The sequence below is a fragment of the Paenibacillus artemisiicola genome, from assembly GCF_017652985.1.
Taxonomy (GTDB): Bacteria; Bacillota; Bacilli; order Paenibacillales; family Paenibacillaceae; genus Paenibacillus_Z; species Paenibacillus_Z artemisiicola.
Genome location: NZ_JAGGDJ010000055.1, coordinates 16,274 through 34,991 on the forward strand (window position 1 = coordinate 16,274; position 18,718 = coordinate 34,991).

Below are 18,718 nucleotides of genomic sequence, written 5' to 3' on the forward strand. Positions count from 1 at the left end.
CCAGAATACGAACGATAAGGAGAGGATAGCATGCGTCCGATCGCAGAACGGGTACGGCTCGGCATTTCCGCCATCAACTGGGTCAACGAGGACATGCACGAGCTCGGCGACCATTATACGTTCGAGGATTTAATGCGCGACTTCACGTCGCTCGGCTTCGAGGGCACGGAGATGTGCCGCAAATTCCCGCAAACCGCCGCGGGCGTCCGCGATGCTTTGGCCGCGCACGGCCTGAAGCTCGGGTCTTGGTGGCGCGGCGTCCGGTTCGCGGACCCGGCCTTCCGCGAGGAAGAGCTGGCCGAATACCGCCGCCACGCGGAATTCCTGAAGGAAGCGGGCGCGAGCCACATCGTCACCTGCGAGGTGTGGGGCGCGCCGCACGCGGATCCCGCGTTCGAAGCGCGCGTCATCCTAAGCGACGAGCAGTGGCGCAACCTGGCGGAGGGCTTGAACGCCGCCGGCGCGATCGCGAGCGAGCTCGGCATGAAGCTGGTCTACCACTACCACGCGGGCACCGTCGTCGAAGGGCCGGGGGAGATCGAGCGGCTCATGGCGGCGACCGACCCGTCGCTCGTGCACCTGCTGCTCGACACGGGGCACGCCGTCTACGGCGGCGGCGATCCCGCGGTCTATGCGGAGCAATACAAGGACCGGATCGCCTACGTGCACCTGAAGGACGTCCGGCCGGACGTGCTGGAGCAGGCGCGCCGCGAGAACTGGGACTTCCTGACCCGCGTCCGGAAAGGCGTCTTCACGGTGCCGGGCGACGGCTGCGTCGACTTCGCGGCGGTGCTCGGCCGGCTGGACGCGAACGGCTACGAGGGCTGGATGATTCTCGAAGCGGAGCAGGATCCGGCCATCGCCGATCCGGTCGACTACGCTGCGCGGGGCAAATCGCATTTGCAGGCGCTGCTGCGGCAAGGAGGCGTCAAGTCATGAGCGAACTGATCGCGCGCCCGGCGGAGCCGGACGAAGCGGGCAATGTGCTGCGCATCACCCCGGCGTCGGCCGGCTGGACGTATGTCGGCTTCGAAGTCTACCGGCTGAAGCCGGGGCAGACGCTGGAGCGGCAGACGGAAGCGCAGGAAGCGTGCCTCGTGCTGCTGAGCGGGCTGGCCGACGCGGAGGCGGGCGGACAGCGCTGGCCGGGCATCGGCAAGCGGATGGATATCTTCGAAGGCACGCCGCCGTATTCGGTGTACGTGCCCGAGCAGCAGAGCTACCGCATCACGGCGGTGACGGACGTGGAGCTGGCGGTGTGCCTCGCTCCGGGCCTCGGCGGCGGGCTTCCGGCCCGGCTGATCGCGCCGGAGCGGGTCGGCGTCGAGCCGCGCGGCTACGGCAGCATGACGCGCCGGGTGCAAAACATTTTGCCGGAGAGCGAGCCGGCGGACAGCCTGCTGGTCGTGGAAGTGTTCACGCCGGCCGGCAACTGGTCCAGCTACCCGCCGCACAAGCATGACCAAGACAACCTGCCGGCGGAGTCCTATCTCGAAGAAACCTATTACCATCGGGTGAATCCGGGGAAAGGCTTCGCGGTGCAGCGCGTCTACACGGACGACCGCTCGCTCGACGAGACGCTGACGGTGCGCGACGGGGAAGCGGTGCTCGTGCCGCGGGGCTATCATCCCGTGTCGGCCGCGCCGGGCTACGACAGCTATTATTTGAACGTCATGGCCGGTCCGGTCCGGACGTGGAAATTCCATAACGATCCGGCGCACGAGTGGCTGTTTCCGAAGCCGGCATCCAGTCCGGAACCGAAAGAGGAGGCTTGAACGATGAGCAGCGGATTCGCGTTTCCGGAGGGCCGCGCGCTGGATTTCGTCAGCATCGGCCGTCTGTGCATCGATTTGAACGCCAATGAGATTCACCGGCCGCTCGAGGAGACGGTCACGTTCACCCGCTATCTCGGCGGCTCCCCGGCGAACATCACGGTCGCGCTCGCGCGGCTCGGGGCCAAGACGGGCTTCATCGGGAAAATCGCGAACGACGGCTTCGGCCGCTTCATCCGGCGCTACCTGGAGGAGACGGGCATCGACACGACGTCGGTCGTGGACGATGCGACGGGCGCGGTGACGGGCCTCGCGTTCACGGAAATCAAATCGCCGACGGATTGCAGCATCCTCATGTACCGCGATAACGTCGCGGATCTGAAGCTGACGCCCGGCGAAGTCAGCGAAGAATTGATCGCCTCCGCCAAGGCGCTCGTCGTCTCCGGCACGGCGCTGGCCGCGAGCCCTTCGCGGGAAGCGGTGTTCGCGGCGATCGGCTACGCGCGCAAGCACGGCACGGCGGTCGTCTACGACATCGACTACCGGCCGTACACGTGGGCGAACCGCGACGAGATTCACACGTACTGCGCGCTCGCGGCCGAGCAGGCGGACGTCATCTTCGGCGGCATCGAGGAATTCTCGCTGCTGGAGCCGAAGACGGACGCGCCGTTCGACGAAGCGGCGGTCGTCGCCCGTTGGCTGGGCCATCGGGCGAAGCTCGTCGTCGTGAAGCGCGGCGGCGACGGCTCGGTCGCCTACGACGCGGCCGGCGGCGCGTTCCCGGGCCGCACGTTCCCGGCGAACGTCGTCAAGACGTTCGGCGCGGGCGATTCCTTCGCCGGCGCGTTCCTGTACGGCCTGCTGCAGGGCTGGCCGGTGCCGAAGTGCCAGGATTACGGCGCGGCGGCGGCGCACATCGTCGTCTCGAGCCACAGTTGCTCGGACGCCATGCCGACGCGGGCGCAGGTCGAGGACGTGCTGCGCAATGTCGGCGCGCTGGAAGCGTAGCAAGCGGAGGCCGGCGACGCGCTTATTGGTCTTTGCGAGGGCGCCGCTCGGCATCGGCGCGCGGCCGGACGCCTCGCGGAGGCAAACGCCGCGCGCCGGCCAAGCGCTCGTTTTTGCGATTGGATTTTAAGATCGGATTTTACGATAGGAGTGAAGAGAAATGGCTGATAGCATGCAAACGGTAGCCAATTATATCGGCGGGCGCTACGTGCCGTCCCGTTCCGAACGGTCGGAGGCGGTGCCGAACCCGGCGACGGGCGAGACGCTCGTGAACGTGCCGTTGTCCACGCGCGAGGATCTGGAGGAAGCGGTCCGGGCGGCAAAAGAGGCCTATCCGGCTTGGAGCCAGACGCCGGTGCCGAAGCGGGCGCGGATATTGTTCAAATACCAGCAGCTGCTCGTGGAGCAATGGGACGAGCTGGCGAAGCTCGTCACGCTCGAGAACGGCAAGAGCTACGGCGAGGCATACGGCGAAGTGCAGCGCGGCATCGAATGCGTCGAGTTCGCGGCGGGCGCGCCGACGCTCATGATGGGCAGCGTGCTGCCGGACATCGCGACGGGCATCGAATCCGCCATGTACCGCTATCCGATCGGCGTCGTCGGCGGCATCGCGCCGTTCAACTTCCCGATGATGGTGCCGTCGTGGATGTTCCCGCTCGCCATCGCGTGCGGCAACACGTTCGTCCTGAAGCCGTCCGAGCGGACGCCGCTCACGGCGAACCGGCTGGCGGAGCTGTTCAAGGAAGCCGGGCTGCCGGACGGCGTGTTCAACGTCGTGCACGGCGCGCATGACGTCGTGAACGGCTTGCTCGAGCACGAGGGCGTCAAGGCGATCTCTTTCGTCGGCTCGCAGCCGGTCGCGGAGTACGTCTACAAGACCGCCGCCACGCACGGCAAGCGCGTTCAGGCGCTCGGCGGGGCCAAGAACCACTCCATCGTCCTGCCGGACGCGGACCTCGACCTCGCGGTCAAGGAAATCACGAACGCGGCCTTCGGTTCCGCCGGCGAGCGCTGCATGGCGTGCTCGGTCGTGGTCGCCGTCGGCGGCGCGGGCGACGCGCTCGTGGCCAAGCTGAAGGAGCGCGCCGAAGGGCTGTCCATCGGCAACGGCATGGGCGAGGGCGTCTTCCTCGGCCCGGTCATCCGCGGCGCGCACAAGGACCGCACGCTCGGCTATATCGAGAAGGGCCTCGAAGAAGGCGCGACGCTCGTGCTGGACGGGCGGGAAGCGCCGGCCGCCCAAGGGCCGGGCTATTTCGTCGGCCCGACGATCTTCGATGGCGTGACGAAGGACATGAAGATTTGGCAGGACGAGATTTTCGCGCCGGTGCTCCAAATCGTCCGCGTCGACACGCTGGAGGACGCGGTCGCGTGGGCGAACGAATCCGAATTCGCGAACGGCGCCTGCCTGTTCACGACGAACGGCGGCGCCGTGCGGCAGTTCCGCGAGACGATCGACGCGGGCATGCTGGGCATCAACGTCGGGGTGCCGGCGCCGATGGCGTTCTTCCCGTTCTCGGGCTTCAAGAAGTCGTTCTACGGCGACCTGCACGCGAACGGCAAGGACGGCGTCGAGTTCTACACCCGCAAGAAAATGATCGTGGCCCGCTACTAGGCGTCATGGCGGACCGCGCCCGACCTATGATACGATGAGCATAAAAAACGGGGGACGTTCACGCATGAAGCCGACGATTTACGACGTCGCCCGGGAGGCGGGCGTTTCGATCGCCACCGTGTCCAAGGTCATCAACCGGACGGGCAAGATCAGCGAGCAAACGCGGGCGCGCGTCACGGACATCATGGAGGCGATGGGGTACGCCCCGAACCTCGTGGCGACGGCGCTTTCGAGCAAGAAGACCTACATGCTCGGCCTGCTGCTGCCGGACATCTCGAATCCGTATTTCGCCGAGCTGGCGCGGAACATCGAGGACCGGGCGCACGAGCTGGGCTACAATATCGTGATTTGCAACACGGACAACCGCGTGGAGAAGGAGCGCGACTACCTCACCTTCCTGCAGCAAAAGGGCGTCGACGGCGTCCTGCTCGCCACCGGCCTCGCGCATCCGGAATCGCTCGACCTGCTCACGGACCGGAAGCTGCCGGTGACGGTCATCGCGCGCGAGGTGCCGCGTTCGCCGGTGAACACCGTGCTCGTCGACGACTATATGGGCGGGCTGCTGGCGACGTCGCATCTGCTGCGGCTCGGCCACCGGGACATCGCCATCATCGTCGAAAGCATGGACCTCGAGAGCTCGCGCCAGCGGCTGAAGGGCTACCGGGCGGCGCTGGCGGCGCACGACGTGGCGTTCGAGGGGCGCCGGGTCGCGGTCAGCGACTTCTCGGTCGCGTCGGGCATGGACGTCGCGGGCGCCATCCTGGACGCGGCGGACCGCCCGACGGCGGTGTTCGCCTGCAACGACCTGCTCGCGATCGGCACGATCCAGGCGGCGCGGGCGCGGGGCATTCCGGTGCCCGGCGAGCTGTCCGTGGTCGGGTTCGACAACACGTTCCTGTGCGGCATCATCGACCCCGCGCTGACCACGGTCGGCCAGCCGATCCGCGAGCTCGGCCGTCAGGCGGTGGATCTGCTGCACAAGCAGATGGGCGGCGAGGAGCCGGCCCGCCAGCGCGTCGTGCTGCTGCCGGAGCTGGTCGTGCGCGCGTCGACGCAGGCGCCGGGCGGCGCGGCGGAGGCGTGAGACAGACGCGGCGCGGGCGCTAGCGGCGTGGGCGGCCGGCGAAAGGCTGGCGGCAGCGGTCGCAAGGACTGCGCTGGCGGCGGACCTGTTGCTCGCGGCTTGGCGAAGCTGCGCGGTATCCGCGACGGCAGCAAGCGCGTGTGACGATGCGATAGGCCGCCCCCTAGCCGCGTCTATTCCTAATGCTGAGCGGACAGGAGATCCGTTATTTTGGTTTTCTAACGCGTTTTCGGAGTTTGGCGGCCACAGGAGCGCTTATTTGGCCAAAACGCCGGGTCAATTGGGGGTTGAACCCCCAATAACGGCGCCTGTGTCCGCGAAAAAGGCCGAATCGGCATTTTCGCGCGAATAGCGGATTCTGTGTCCGCTAAGGTGGCAAGGAACGGTGGGGATGGCCGCAAACGTGGCTTTAAATGCTGTTCGCCGGCCGCCGCTCGCGTTAGGTGGCTGGCCCCGCCTGCCGGCGCTTAGCCGTCCTCCCGCTCCGCCGCAACCCGTCCTCGCGACCCGCGCGCGGGCTTTCCACCTACTGCTTTTCGCACGACCGACGCCTCGCCTAGCTCCACCAACGCGCCGCCCGGCGCTTCGCTGATTCCGCGCCCGCCGTCCTCCCGCTCCGCCGCAACCCGTCCTCGCGACCCGCGCGCGGGCTTTCCGCCTACTGCTTCTCGCACGATCGCCGCCTCGCCTAACCACGCGCCCCGGCGCTCCGCCGTCCCGCCTCTGCCTCGCCTTACCGCAAGGCCGCCGGCAGCTTCACCGCGTACAGCGTGCCGCCCGCGCGGACGTAGGCGAGCGCGCCGGACTTCAGCGTCGGCTCGAAATCCCGCGAGCCGAGCTTCACGGTGAACGCGGGCTTCAGCGCCGCGAAATCGTACGCGTCGATGGATCCGTCCGCCCGGGCGACGTAGAGCCCGTTGCCGAACAGATCGGTCTGCACCGGCTGGACGCCGCCGGGGTACGTCACGAACTGCCCGTTGGCCGTCTTCAGCGCCAGGATGCCGTGGTCGTGGACGTTCTGGTACAGCAGCCGGCCGCCGTATACCCGGTACAGCGGCTGGTAATCCCGTCCGTTCGGGGCGGCCCAGCGCTGAACGGGCTTGCCGTCCGCGGCGTAGGCGGCGAAATCGTATTTGGCCACGGCCTGGTCCTGGTAGACGTATAGGTCGTTCCCGTCGAGGAACGCCGAGCCGTTCGCGCCGCCGAAGCGGTATTCGCCCGGAATCTCGGGCTGCGTCGTCCACTTGTAGACGCGTTCGCCTTTCTTGGCGCCGGTCTTGAGGCTCAGCGCCGCGATATGCAGGCTCTTGTTCACGGAGTCGTTGTCGCCGACCATGAACGTGTCCATGACGGAATAGACGAGCCCGTCCTTCGCGGCGAGCGGGGCGCCTTGGCGGAACGCGGTCCACAGCTGCTTGCCGGTCTTCGCGTCGTAGGCGTTGATTTGGCTCGAGGACAGCGCGCCCTGCACCATATAGCTGCGCAGCGCGACGCCGTCCGACACCGTTACGCCGGTCAGGCCGGCCTCGTATTCGCCGCCCGTCTCGGTCGTTTTCCAGCGCAGCTTGCCGGTCGCCCGGTCGAGCGCGAAGAGCGTCAGGTTTTGCGTGACGTAGACCATGTCGCCGACGGGCTCGATGCTGCCCGCCTGGTCCGCGCGGATGCCCGCCGTCCACTTCTTGGCGCCGTTCGTGCCGACCGCGTAGACGGAGCCGTCCTTCGCCACGCCGTACACGACGCCCCGGTCGTACGTCAGCAGCGGCTTCAGCCCCGCGCCGTACTTCCACAGCCGCTTGCCGGTCGCGCCGTCGTAGGCGGCCAGCTGCCCGCCCGTCACGAGCGCGAACACGCGCCCTTCCTCGGCGAGCGCGGCCGTGTACGTGCGGCCGTCCTGCTGAAACTTCGCCAGCGGCAGCTGCCAGGCCGGCTTGACGACCGGCGCGGACGCCTGCGGGCCGTAAATCGGCGTAGCGCTGCTCACCACCGGCTGCTCGGCGTAGGCGGCCGGCTGTCCGCCCGGCATCGCCCCGAAAACGATCGCCGCGGCCAAGCCGAGCGCGGCCGTCGTCCTCCACATGCTTTTCGTTGTCATCGCGTGCACCGTCCATTCCTTGAATTGTAACCTGCTATTAGTTCAAGCGGGCACTGGGCCCGGATATGCCTTCTCAAACGCGTCCGATTTGTAAAAGGTTGCAAACGCAGGGAATTTATTGATGTCTTCGTGCCCCATAAACGCAGAAAACGCCGCTCTCCGGGTACGGTCGTACCGGAAAGCGGCGCTATTCGTCTGGCGTGCAACGGCGGCTCGGTCGTCGGTCTAGGCGTCGCGCGGCCCTCATGCGAACAGCGCCGCCAGCACGGCCTGGATCCGCCGGAGCATGCCTTTCGGCTGCGCGGCCGCGGCGGGTTTGCCGCCGTTCCCGGGCTCCCGCATCCATTGCCCGGACGCCCGCCGGCGGAGTTCGTCTTCTTTCATTTCCGCCAATTTTTGATGCTCGTAGTGGTTTAACATGTTCGATCACTCCGTTGACACATGAATTGCAGTTTTGGAACTCATTTCCTCCCTGCTCGAAGGAAAGTTTATCATGTACTTCAGATTGGCAGTTATCTATAATATTCGATAACTACGATCGGTTTTTTCGATGCGTCAAGGGGGTTGGCGGGCATGGACATTCAGCATTTCCTCACGTTTCGCGAGGTGGCCAAGTGGCAAAATTACACGAAAGCGGCGGACCAGCTCGGCTACGCGCAGTCGAGCGTCACGACGCAGATCCAGAAGCTGGAGCAGGAATACGGCGTCGTGCTGTTCGAGCGCTTCGGGCGGCGGATGCGGCTGACGCAGTCGGGCGAGCAGCTGCTCCTCTACGCGAACCAGATCGCCGACCTCTTCCAGGAGTCCAAATCCGTCGTCGGCCGGCAGGAATGCGGCGCCCTCGGCATCGCCTCGATCGAAACGATGGCGGCGTTCCTGCTCCCCAAGTACCTCCACCGGTTCCGGGGGATGTATCCCCAGGTGCAGGTACTGCTGGAGCCGGCGCAGGAGGAACGGGTCAAGCAGGCGGTGCGGGACGGCGAGGCCGATATGGGTATCCTGCTCGACGTTCCGCTCGCGGACCCGGAGCTGGACAGCATCGTCATCCGCAAGGAAGAGATGGTCGTCGCGGCCAGCGCGGACCATCCCTTCGCCAAGCTGAAGGCGGTGGAATGGCGGCAGCTGAGCGGGGAGTCGTTCATCATGACGGAGCAGGACTGCACCTACCGCGCGGCGCTCGAGCGGGAGCTGTGGACGCGGCAAATTCCGTACCGGCTCGCCTACGAGCTCGGCAGCATGGAAGCGATCAAGCAATGCGTCGTCTACGGCCTCGGCATCGCGCTCATCCCCCGCATCGCGATCCGGTCGGAGCTCGAGAAGGAGCAGCTGTGCACGGTGCCGCTATGCATGGAGGATCTCTCTTTCTACACGCAGCTGGTCTACCGCAAGCGCAAATACATGACGACGCCGATGAAGCATCTCATCGAGCTGCTCACGGAGGGCCAAGAGGCGCAAACCGTGTAAACGGCGGGCAAAGACAGGCGGAATTCCGCGAAGGCGGGGGGTTCTGCCTGTTCGCGCATCCGGGGGGTCCGGCCGGAAAGGCCGCGTCAAGAAGCAGGACCGAATGCAGAGGTAAAAGTGCCGTACGGCGATGCACGCCAGGGTTTGCCGCTCGGCGCCCGGCGCGGCTTCGACCGCAATTGAGGGAAGGCCATCGCGCTCGCGGGGGCTTTTTTAGAAGATAAATAGGGAGGAACCGCTCATGAATCGATGGCATGCGCTGCCCAAGGTCGATCTTCACGTCCATCTCGACGGAAGCCTGCGTCCGGCCACCGTCCTCGCGATCGCCGCGGCCGAGGGCATCGGGCTGCCGGCCGCCACGGAGGCGGGGCTCCTGCCCCATATGCAAGTGGACGACGACTGCCGCAGCCTTCCGGAATATCTCGGCAAATTCGCGTTCACGACCCGGTTCCTGCAGTCCGGGGCGGCGCTGGAGCGCGCGGCGTTCGAGACGCTGGAGCAGGCGGCCGCGCAGAACTGCCGCTACGTCGAGGTCCGTTTCGCGCCCCGGCTGCACCGCCTCAAAGGAATGCGCGCGGAAGAGGCCGTCCATTACGTGATTGAGGGCTTGAAGCGGGCGGAAAAGCAGTTCGATATCCAAGGCCGGGCGATCGCGATCTGCATGCGGAACCACGACCGCGCCGCCAATCTGGAGGTCGTCGAGGCGGCGGCCCGGTACGCCGGGCGCGGCATCGTCGCGGTGGATCTGGCGGGCGACGAGGCGGCGTATCCGCCGGAGCGGTTCCGCGACGTCTTCGCGCTCGCCGATAAGCGCGGGCTGCCCGTCACGATCCACGCGGGCGAAGCGGGCGGGGCGGAAAACGTGCTCGAGGCCGTGGAGCGTCTCGGCGCGTCGCGCATCGGGCACGGCGTGCGGCTGCGCGAGAATCCCGCCATTATGCAGCGCGTGCTGGAGCGGCGCATTCCGCTCGAAATGTGCCCGTCGAGCAACATTCAGACGAAAGCGGTGAGCGGCTGGGACGACTACCCGATCCGGGATTATTTCGACCGGGGGCTCGTCGTCACGGTGAACACGGACAATCCGGGCGTATCCGGAACGGACCTCACGCGGGAATGCGGCATCGTCGCGGAGAAGTTCGGCTTCTCGGACCGGGAGCTGGCCGGCCTGATCCGAAACGGCGCGCGGGCGGCGTTCCTCGGGGAGACGGAGAAACGGGCGCTGACGAAGCGGATCGACGACGAACTGGCGGCAATGGGACTGTAAGAACGGAGGGTGACGCGGTGGAGCCGCCGGTGCCGGCGGTCTCCGACCATGCGCGCCGGTGCCGGCCCGAGCGGCCCGTGCCGGGCACGCAGCCGGCGTCCTGGGCGTCGGACGTTCGCGCCCGCGTGACGCGACAGGTTCCGAAGGCCGCCCCTGGGAGTCGACTTCACGGCCGGTTGTCCCGTATACTAACGGGAAAAGGTGTCGCGCGGCCGGCGGCGGGCAAGCCGGCGCGCGGCGAGAGGAGTCGAAGGGAAGCATGGGCATGGAGACGGGCGCTTCGGCGGCGCGGCGGGAGACGGAAGAAGAGGAGCGCCGGCGGCGCGAGCGCTATTCGCGCCAGATGCTGTTCGCGCCGATCGGCGAAGACGGCCAGCGCAAGATCGAGGCGGCGCGGGTCGCGGTCGTCGGCATGGGCGCGCTCGGCACCGTGATCGCGAACCATTTGGCGCGGGCGGGCGTCGGGCGGCTGCGGCTGATCGACCGCGATTACGTCGAGCGGAGCAATTTGCAGCGGCAGATGCTGTACGACGAGGACGACGTCCTGCAGGCGCGGCCGAAGGTCGTCGCGGCGGAGCGGCGGCTCGCCATGATCAACGGGGACATCGCGATCGAGCCGGTCGTGGCGCACCTGACGGCGTCGAACGCGGAAGCGCTGCTGGCGGATGCCGACCTCGTGCTGGACGGGACGGACAATTTCGGCACGCGCCTGCTCGTGAACGACGTCTGCTTCAAGCACGGCATTCCGTTCGTCTACGGCGGGGCCGTCAGCTCGAGCGGCATGACCGCGGCGTTCGTGCCGGGCCGGACGTCCTGCCTGCGCTGCCTGCTGGGCGGGGGTGACGGCGCGGGCGACACGTGCGACACGGTCGGCGTGATCTCGCCGATCGTCGATATCGTCGCCTCCCTGCAGGCGGTGGAGGCGCTCAAGCTGCTCGTCGGCGACGAGGCGTCGCTGCGGAAGGGGCTGCTGTCGATGGACGTCTGGCGGCACGGCACGATGGACATGCGGCTGCCGGAGCCGAGCCCGGCGTGCCCGACGTGCGGCTTGCGGCGCTATCCGTCGCTGAACGCGGAGGACGCCGCGCTTCCCGTGACGCTGTGCGGCCGCGAGACGGTGCAGATCGGCGGCCGCCGGAGCCTCGATCTCGCGGAGACGCGCGAACGGCTGAGCCGTTCCTGCGCGGTGACGGCGAACCCGTACCTGCTGCGGGCGGAGCTGCCGGAGGGCGAGCGGCTCGTCGTGTTCCCCGACGGGCGCGTGCTCGTTCAGGGCACGGAGGATCTCGCCCGGGCGCAGTCGCTGTACGACCGGTACATCGGTTCTTGATTCATTTTCGGCGGAAGCGTGTATATAATGGGCAGCGGCCGCGTATAATAGCAAAGGCAAGCGGTCGTTGCCAGTTTCGCCGGATTTTCGGAACGCCCACAAATTTTTGTAAAAGCTTGTAAGCTCATTGCATTTCAAAATCAGATATGTTACTATGGCCTTAATCATAAAAACCCCCGAATTCACATATTGAAAAGGGTGTCATTTTGTGAATGGTACGTTTTTCAATGTGTGATTTTTTTATTTCGCTACCACGAATAAAAAGTACATGTTAATTTAATTTTTGGAGGTAATTCCCCATGCAACAAGGAACAGTTAAATGGTTTAACGCAGAAAAAGGTTTCGGCTTCATCGAAGTCGAAGGCGGCAACGACGTATTCGTACACTTCTCCGCGATCCAAGGCGAAGGTTTCAAAACGCTTGACGAAGGCCAACGCGTTGAGTTCAACGTTGTTCAAGGCAACCGTGGTCCTCAAGCTGAAAACGTCGTAAAACTGTAAGTTTTACCGTTTCGGTTCGAGCAGCCCCGCGCAAATTGCGCGGGGCTGTTCTTTTTTGCACGCGTGGCGCCCCTTCGGAGACGATGCCCCTGTTTCAACCGAGATCCGAACCGGTTAATAAAGGGGTAATGCGTTTCAGACTGTCCGTACAAGCCGGGGGGGTTGGCCATGTCGCTGCAAAAAGGGTTTTTTCGGATTTGCCTGGTGATCATCGCGCTGCTTCTAATCGTGTATTTGACCGCGAAGATCAGCTTTATCTTCAAGCCGCTCCTCACGATCTTCAATATTCTCATCGTGCCGTTCATGCTCGCGGGGTTCTTCTACTACCTGCTTCGGCCGGTCGTGAACGTGATGGTCCGGCGGCAAATGAGCAAGGTGTTCGCGATTCTGGTCATCTACGTGCTGCTCGCCGGGCTGCTCAGCATCTTCGCCGCGGTCGTGTGGCCGACGCTGCAGGCGCAGCTGGAGAACTTCGTGAAGGGCGCGCCGGAGCTGATCGACGGCTTCCGGTACCAGCTGACCCGGCTGCAGCACAGTCCGGTGTTCTCGAGCTTCGCGGGCGACGAGTCGGAGCTCACGACGAAGCTGTCGGAGTACCTGAACGACGCCATTACCGCGGCTTCGGACTACGTGACGAACGTCGTGTCGGTCGTGACCAGCTTCGTCATCATCATCGCCACCGTGCCGATCATCCTGTATTATATGTTGAAGGAGAGCGACCACATCCCGGCATCGATTTTGCACGTCGTGCCGCGCCGGTACCGCAAGGACGGACAAGAGGTGCTGAAGGAGATCGACGGGGCGCTCAGCGGCTTCATCGTGGGGCGGGTCATCATCACGTGCCTGCTCGCGGTCATGCTGTACATCGGCTTCCTGATCATCGGGCTGCCGTATTCGCTGCTGCTCGCGATCGCGGCGTTCTTCCTCAACATCATTCCGTACATCGGACCGATTCTGGGGGCGATCCCGTCGATCATCGTCGCGTTCACCGTGTCGCCGACGATGGCGTTCTGGGTCGTGGTCGTGACGATCATCGCCCAGCAGATCGAGGGGAACGTGCTGTCCCCGAGCATCTACGGCCGGCGGCTGGACATCCATCCGCTGACGACGATCGTGCTGCTGCTCGTGGCGGGCGACATCGCCGGCATCCTCGGCGTCATTCTCGCCATTCCGGCGTATATGGTCGTGAAGATCATCGTGGTGCGCGTGTACAATCTGTTTTTGGCGGAGAAAGTGGAAGAGCTCGTGGACTGAGCCGCCGGCCGGAGCAACGGTTCCCGAGGGACGTTGCTTTTTGGCATGCTGCGAAGGAGCGGGCCGTTTAAGGTTCAACAATGGTGGAGGGACGACCGGATGTGGAAGAATGCGAGGTTTACGTTAAGATCCAAAATCATGCTCGGGTACTTGATCGTGCTCGTCTGCGTGGGCATCTGCATCGCGGTGCTGAACGGTCGGATGAGCTCGATGGACCGGGAGATCGACTTCATCAACGGCCACGACATGACCGTGCACGATTTGGCGTACCAGATCGAGAACCATATGCTGAATATGGAGACGGGGCAGCGCGGTTACGCGCTCACCGGCCAGGAAACGTACCTGGAGCCGTACACGTCGTCCCGCGCGGACTGGCTGGCGGCGTACAACGAGCTGTACCGGCTCGTCGCGGATAATCCCGGCCAACAGACGAAGCTGCAGGAGATCCGCGCGAACGTCGAGCGGTGGATCGAAACCGCCGGCGAGCCCGTCATCGCGGCGAAGAACGCGGGCGATGCGGCGACGCTGAATCAATTCTTCCGGCTGGATCCCGGCAAAAAAATCATCGACGCGCTGCGCCTGGAGCTGACCGATTTCCTGAACGTCGAGAAGGCGCTGACGCAGCAGCGGATCGACGACCTCGACGCGAAGAACCGGAGCTTGAAGATCGGGTTGTACCTCGTGCTGCTCATCGTGACCGTGCTGGTCGTCGCCGTCTCGCTCGTCATCTCCGGCACGATCGTGCGGAACATCCGGCAGGTCATCGACGCGATCCGCGACATCGCCGCCTCCGAAGGGGAGCGGAAGGCGAGGCGGATCGAAGTGCGCACGCGCGACGAGGTGCGGGAGCTGAGCGAGGCGACGAACGGCCTCCTGGACGCGCAGGAGCGGGCGCACCGGCTGCAATCCGGCATCGCCGAGATCGCGGTGTCCACCCAAGGCGTCTCGCATGTCGGCGAACTCTCGCAGTCGTTCATGGCGAAGACGGCGGAGCTGCTGGACGCGGCCTACGGCGTCTTCTATGTCCGGCAGGGCGACAAGCTGGTCCGGAGCGCGTCGTACGCCGCGTCCGGCTCGCCGGCCGGGCTCGAGCGGTTCGCCATCGGAGAAGGCATCGTCGGCCAGAGCGCGCTCGAGAAGCGGGTGTTCCTGCTGGACGGGCTGCCCGAGCGGCATGTCCGGATCACGACGGGGCTCGGAGACTCCGATCCGAAGAGCATCCTCGTCTTCCCGATTGAATTCGAAGGCCGGGTCGAGGGCGTGGCGGAGTTCGCGTCGCTGCATGCGTTCTCGCCGGCGCACCTGGAGCTGATCGAGCAAAGCCGCGGCAACGTCGGCATCGCGCTCAACAACGTCAAGGCGCAGATGCAGGTCGCCCGGCTGCTGGAGGAGTCGCAGACGCTCGCCGAGGAGCTGCAGGCGCAGACGGAGGAGCTGCAGCAGCAGTCCGAGGAGCTGCAGTCGCAGTCCGAGCAATTGCTCGCGCAGCAGGAGGAGATGCGGGCGTCGAACGACGCGCTGAAGCGGTCGGAGGAGCGGCTGCAGCGCCAGCAGGAAGAGCTCGAGGAGAGCAATTCGGAGCTGGCGAAGCGTTCCCAGCGGCTGGAGATCCAGATGCACCAGACCGAGGCGTTCAACAAGCAGATCGCGCATCAAAATTCGGCGCTGGCCCGGCAGGCGGACGATCTCGCGGCGGCGTCGCGCTACAAGTCGGAATTCTTGGCCAACATGTCGCATGAGCTCCGAACGCCGCTGAACAGCCTGCTGATCCTGTCGCAGATGCTGGCGGACAACAAGCAGGGCAACCTGCTGCCGAAGCAGGTGGAATTCGCCAATACGATCCATTCCTCGGGCACGGACCTGCTGCGCCTGATCGACGAAATCCTCGATTTGTCCAAGGTGGAAGCCGGACAAATGAAAATCGAGATCGGCCCGGTCTACCTGGCCGACATCCGGGACGCGCTGCAGCGCGGCTACGAGCCGCTCGCGGGCAAGAAGGGCATCGCGTTCCGGGTCGAGATCGCGCGCGATCTGCCGGAGGCGATTCGGACGGACGGCCACCGGCTGCAGCAGATCTTGAAGAACCTGCTTTCCAACGCCTTCAAATTCACCCATCAGGGCCATGTCACGCTGCGGATGCACCGGCCGGAAGGGCCTCCGCCAGGGGCCGAAGGCTGGCCCGGCGGGCACGGAGCCGAAGGCATCGTCGCCTTCTCCGTGGCCGACAGCGGCATCGGCATTCCGAACGGGAAGAAGGCGATCATTTTCGAGGCGTTCCAGCAGGCCGACGGTTCGACGAGCCGCAAATACGGCGGCACGGGGCTCGGCCTGACGATCAGCCGCGAGCTGTCCGGCCTGATCGGCGGCCGGATCGCGATCGAGAGCGAGGAGGGCGTCGGCAGCGTCTTCACGCTGTACGTGCCGGAGCGGTTCGAGGACGCCGCGCCCGCCGGTCTTCCCGCGGCGGCGGAACCCGGTTCCGCGCGGGAGCCGCGCGGCCCCGTCGGCGAGCCGGGCGTCGGCGCTCCGGCGCCGGACGAAGCGGCGGCAAGCCGGGAGGCGGCCCGCCGGGAGGAGCAGCTGCTCGCGCCGAGCATCGAGTGGACGAGCCCCGAGCTGCTGGCGCCGTCCTCGCTGGAGGATGACCGCGACGACATCCGGGCGGGCGACCGGGTGCTGCTCATCATCGAGGACGACGAGCGGTTCGCCGGCATTTTGCTCGATATGGCCCGGGCGCGCAAGTTCAAGGCGCTGATCGCGCTGGAAGGCGACAAAGGATTGGCGCTCGCGCACCTGTATAAGCCGGACGGCATTCTGCTCGACATCCAGGTGCCCGTCATCGACGGCTGGTCGATTCTGGAGCGGCTGAAGCAGCATTCGGAGCTGCGGCATATTCCGGTGCACGTCATCTCCGTCGTCGACGAGCCGCAGAAGGGGCTGACGATGGGGGCGATGGCGTTCCTGAAGAAGCCGGTGAACAAGGCGCACATCGAGCAGGCGCTCTCCCGCGTGGAATCGTTCATGGCGCGCGACCTGAAGCGGCTGCTCATCGTCGAGGACGACATCGTTCTGCGCGACAGCATGGTGGAGCTGATCGGCCACGACGACGTGCTCATCACCGCCGTGTCCACGGGCCGGGAAGCGCTGGAGGAGCTGGGCAAGGAGCATTTCGACTGCATGGTGCTCGACCTCGGGCTGACCGACATCTCCGGCTTCGAGCTGCTGGACCGCATCCGGCGGTCGGATCGCCTGAAGCAGCTGCCGATCATCATCTACACCGGCAAGGAGCTCGACATGCGCGAGGAGCTGGAGCTCAAGAAATACGCCGAGAGCATCATCATCAAGAACGTCAAGTCGCAGGAACGGCTCTTCGACGAGACGGCGCTGTTCCTGCACCGGGTGAAGGCGAACATGCCGGAGGACCGGCGGCAAATCCTCGAGCGGCTCTACAACAACGAGACGGCGTTCGAGGGCAAACGGCTGCTGCTCGTCGAGGACGACATCCGGAACATTTTCGCTCTCTCCAACGTGCTGGAATCGTACGACATGCGGATTTCGTTCGCCGAGAGCGGGCGCGAGGCGCTGGAGCTGCTGGAGAAGGACCCGGACTTCGACCTCGTCCTGATGGACATCATGATGCCGGACATGGACGGCTACGAGGCGATGAAGGCGATCCGCGCCATGCCGCGGTTCGAGAAGCTGCCGATCATCGCGCTGACGGCCAAGGCGATGAAGGAGGACCGCCAGCGCTGCCTGGACGCCGGCGCCTCCGACTACATCAGCAAGCCGATCGACATCGAGAAGCTGCTGTCGCTGCTGAAGGTGTGGCTGTACACGTAAGGGCCGCCGGCGCGGGCCGCGGGGCTTCATCCCGGCCGCGATTGCTGGTACAATGGAGAGAACGAATGTTCTTGCGGGAGGCGCGGCGACGGCGATGAAGGCGAAAATCCAGCTCTCGGTGCGGGCGCTCGTGGAGTACGCGCACCGCGGCGGCGACATCGAGTCCGGCTTCCGGACGGCGGCGGCGCTGACGGAAGGCACGAAGGCGCATCAGCGCGTGCAGAAGGGGTACGGCGAAGGGGACGAACGGGAAGTGTACGTCAGCAAGGAGATCGTCATGGACGATCTCCTCTTCGTCGTGGACGGGCGCTGCGACGGGCTGCTCGCGGAGGACGGCGAGGTCGTCGTCGACGAGATCAAGTCGACCTCCGGCCGGCTGCCGGAAGGGGAGGCGGAGACGTACCCCGTTCACTGGGCGCAGGCGCGGTGTTATGCCGCCATCATCGCGGGGGACCGCGGGCTGGCGGCCGTGACGGTCCAGCTGACGTACGTGCAGGTGCAGAGCGAGGGAGAGCGGCGGTTTCGGCAGCGGTGGACGCGGGAGGAGCTGGCGCGCTTCCTGGATGAGATGCTGCGCGCCTATTACGCCAGCGCGCTGCAGCAGGCGGAGCACGCCGAAGCCCGGGATGCCAGCGTCAAGGCGCTGCCGTTCCCGTTCGAGGCGTACCGCTCTGGCCAGCGGAAGCTCGCGGGCGCGGTGTACCAGAGCATCGCGGACGGGCACAAGCTGTTCGCGAAGGCGCCGACGGGCATCGGCAAGACGATGTCGACGATCTTCCCCGCGGTGAAGGCGATCGGGGAAGGCGTGCTGCAGCGCGTCCTGTACCTGACGGCGAAAACGAGCGCCCGCGTCGCGGCGGAGAGCGCCTTCGCCCTGCTGCGGGAGAAGGGGCTGCGGCTCCAGTCCGTGACGCTGACGGCCAAGGAGAAAATCTGTTTCCAGGAAGAGGTCCGCTGCGGCAAGGAGCATTGCCCGTTCGCCGACGGCTATTACGACCGGATCAACGAGGCGCTGCTCGATCTGCGCGGCAACGAGACGCTGATCACGCGGGAGGTCGTCGAGGCATACGCGCGCAAGCACCGGGTATGCCCGTTCGAATTCTCGCTCGACGCGGCGTACGGAGCCGACGCGATCATCGGCGACTACAACCACGCGTTCGACCCGCGCGTCAACCTGAAGCGCATGTTCGACGAGCAGAAGCGGCGGACGGCGGTGCTCGTCGACGAGGCGCACAACCTGGTCGACCGGGCGCGGGACATGTACTCCGCCGAGCTGTTTAAGAGCGCCTTTCTGGACGTGCAGCGGGCGACGAAGGGGGCGCTTCCCGGCGTGCACCGCGCGGCGAAGGCGGTGAACGAGCATCTGCTCGCGCAGCGCAAGCGGATCGGCGAACGGCAGCGGGAGGCGGTCGCCGAGCTGCCGGAGGCGCTGGTCGCGCTGGCGGAGGCGTTCGTCGCCGAGGCGGAGCGCGCGCTGGCGGGCCAAGGCGGCGCC

14 protein-coding genes are annotated in these 18,718 nt (G+C 65.9%); 12 read left to right on the forward strand and 2 right to left on the reverse strand.

The features are described from left to right. Positions 1-30 precede the first annotated feature (30 nt). The 5 genes from iolE to I8J29_RS29775 all read left to right on the forward strand — a co-directional run bounded on the left by iolE (position 31) and on the right by I8J29_RS29775 (position 5,479). A complete protein-coding gene (gene iolE, locus I8J29_RS29755) occupies positions 31-939 on the forward strand; it encodes a myo-inosose-2 dehydratase (RefSeq protein WP_208850945.1) in 909 nt (302 codons plus the stop codon). Further along, positions 936-1,775 carry a 5-deoxy-glucuronate isomerase gene (gene iolB, locus I8J29_RS29760; protein ID WP_208850946.1) on the forward strand — a complete coding sequence of 280 codons (840 nt, stop codon included), beginning with the start codon at positions 936-938 and terminating at the stop codon, positions 1,773-1,775. Before iolE ends, iolB begins: the two co-directional genes overlap by 4 nt. A gap of 3 nt (positions 1,776-1,778) precedes the next feature. Further along, entirely contained in the window at positions 1,779-2,780 is a 1,002-nt protein-coding gene (gene iolC, locus I8J29_RS29765) for a 5-dehydro-2-deoxygluconokinase (RefSeq protein WP_208850947.1), read from the forward strand. Between the two features lie 160 nt (positions 2,781-2,940). After that, positions 2,941-4,395, forward strand: coding sequence for a CoA-acylating methylmalonate-semialdehyde dehydrogenase (locus I8J29_RS29770; protein ID WP_208850948.1), 1,455 nt, complete (start codon positions 2,941-2,943; stop codon positions 4,393-4,395). A gap of 64 nt (positions 4,396-4,459) precedes the next feature. Beyond that, positions 4,460-5,479, forward strand: a complete 1,020-nt coding sequence (locus I8J29_RS29775; RefSeq protein WP_208850949.1) for a LacI family DNA-binding transcriptional regulator — start codon at positions 4,460-4,462, stop codon at positions 5,477-5,479. Positions 5,480-6,212: 733 nt separating this feature from the next. On the opposite strand, the gene I8J29_RS29780 is transcribed toward I8J29_RS29775, so the two are convergent. Both I8J29_RS29780 and I8J29_RS29785 read right to left on the reverse strand, forming a co-directional pair. Next, positions 6,213-7,571, reverse strand: a complete 1,359-nt coding sequence (locus I8J29_RS29780) for an outer membrane protein assembly factor BamB family protein (protein ID WP_208850950.1) — start codon at positions 7,569-7,571, stop codon at positions 6,213-6,215. 243 nt (positions 7,572-7,814) lie between these two features. Next, positions 7,815-7,991, reverse strand: a complete 177-nt coding sequence (locus I8J29_RS29785) for a hypothetical protein (protein WP_208850951.1) — start codon at positions 7,989-7,991, stop codon at positions 7,815-7,817. 153 nt (positions 7,992-8,144) lie between these two features. Between I8J29_RS29785 and I8J29_RS29790 the strand changes: the two genes are divergently transcribed. The 7 genes from I8J29_RS29790 to I8J29_RS29820 form a co-directional block, all read left to right on the forward strand. Further along, positions 8,145-9,035: a LysR family transcriptional regulator gene (locus I8J29_RS29790; RefSeq protein ID WP_208850952.1), complete on the forward strand. Its 891-nt coding sequence runs from the start codon at positions 8,145-8,147 to the stop codon at positions 9,033-9,035. 241 nt (positions 9,036-9,276) lie between these two features. Further along, positions 9,277-10,299, forward strand: coding sequence for an adenosine deaminase (gene add, locus I8J29_RS29795; protein ID WP_208850953.1), 1,023 nt, complete (start codon positions 9,277-9,279; stop codon positions 10,297-10,299). A gap of 265 nt (positions 10,300-10,564) precedes the next feature. Beyond that, complete coding sequence (locus I8J29_RS29800) at positions 10,565-11,629, forward strand: ThiF family adenylyltransferase (RefSeq protein WP_208850958.1); 1,065 nt, start codon at positions 10,565-10,567, stop codon at positions 11,627-11,629. Positions 11,630-11,928: 299 nt separating this feature from the next. Then, positions 11,929-12,129 (forward strand): cold-shock protein, encoded by a 201-nt coding sequence (locus I8J29_RS29805; RefSeq protein WP_090642387.1) that lies wholly within the window; start codon positions 11,929-11,931, stop codon positions 12,127-12,129. Between the two features lie 168 nt (positions 12,130-12,297). Next, positions 12,298-13,383, forward strand: coding sequence for an AI-2E family transporter (locus I8J29_RS29810; protein ID WP_208850954.1), 1,086 nt, complete (start codon positions 12,298-12,300; stop codon positions 13,381-13,383). A 99-nt stretch (positions 13,384-13,482) separates the two neighbouring features. After that, positions 13,483-17,223, forward strand: coding sequence for a response regulator (locus I8J29_RS29815; protein WP_208850955.1), 3,741 nt, complete (start codon positions 13,483-13,485; stop codon positions 17,221-17,223). 94 nt (positions 17,224-17,317) lie between these two features. Then, a partial coding sequence (locus I8J29_RS29820; RefSeq protein WP_476703919.1) for an ATP-dependent DNA helicase occupies positions 17,318-18,718 on the forward strand: 1,401 nt, incomplete at its 3' end.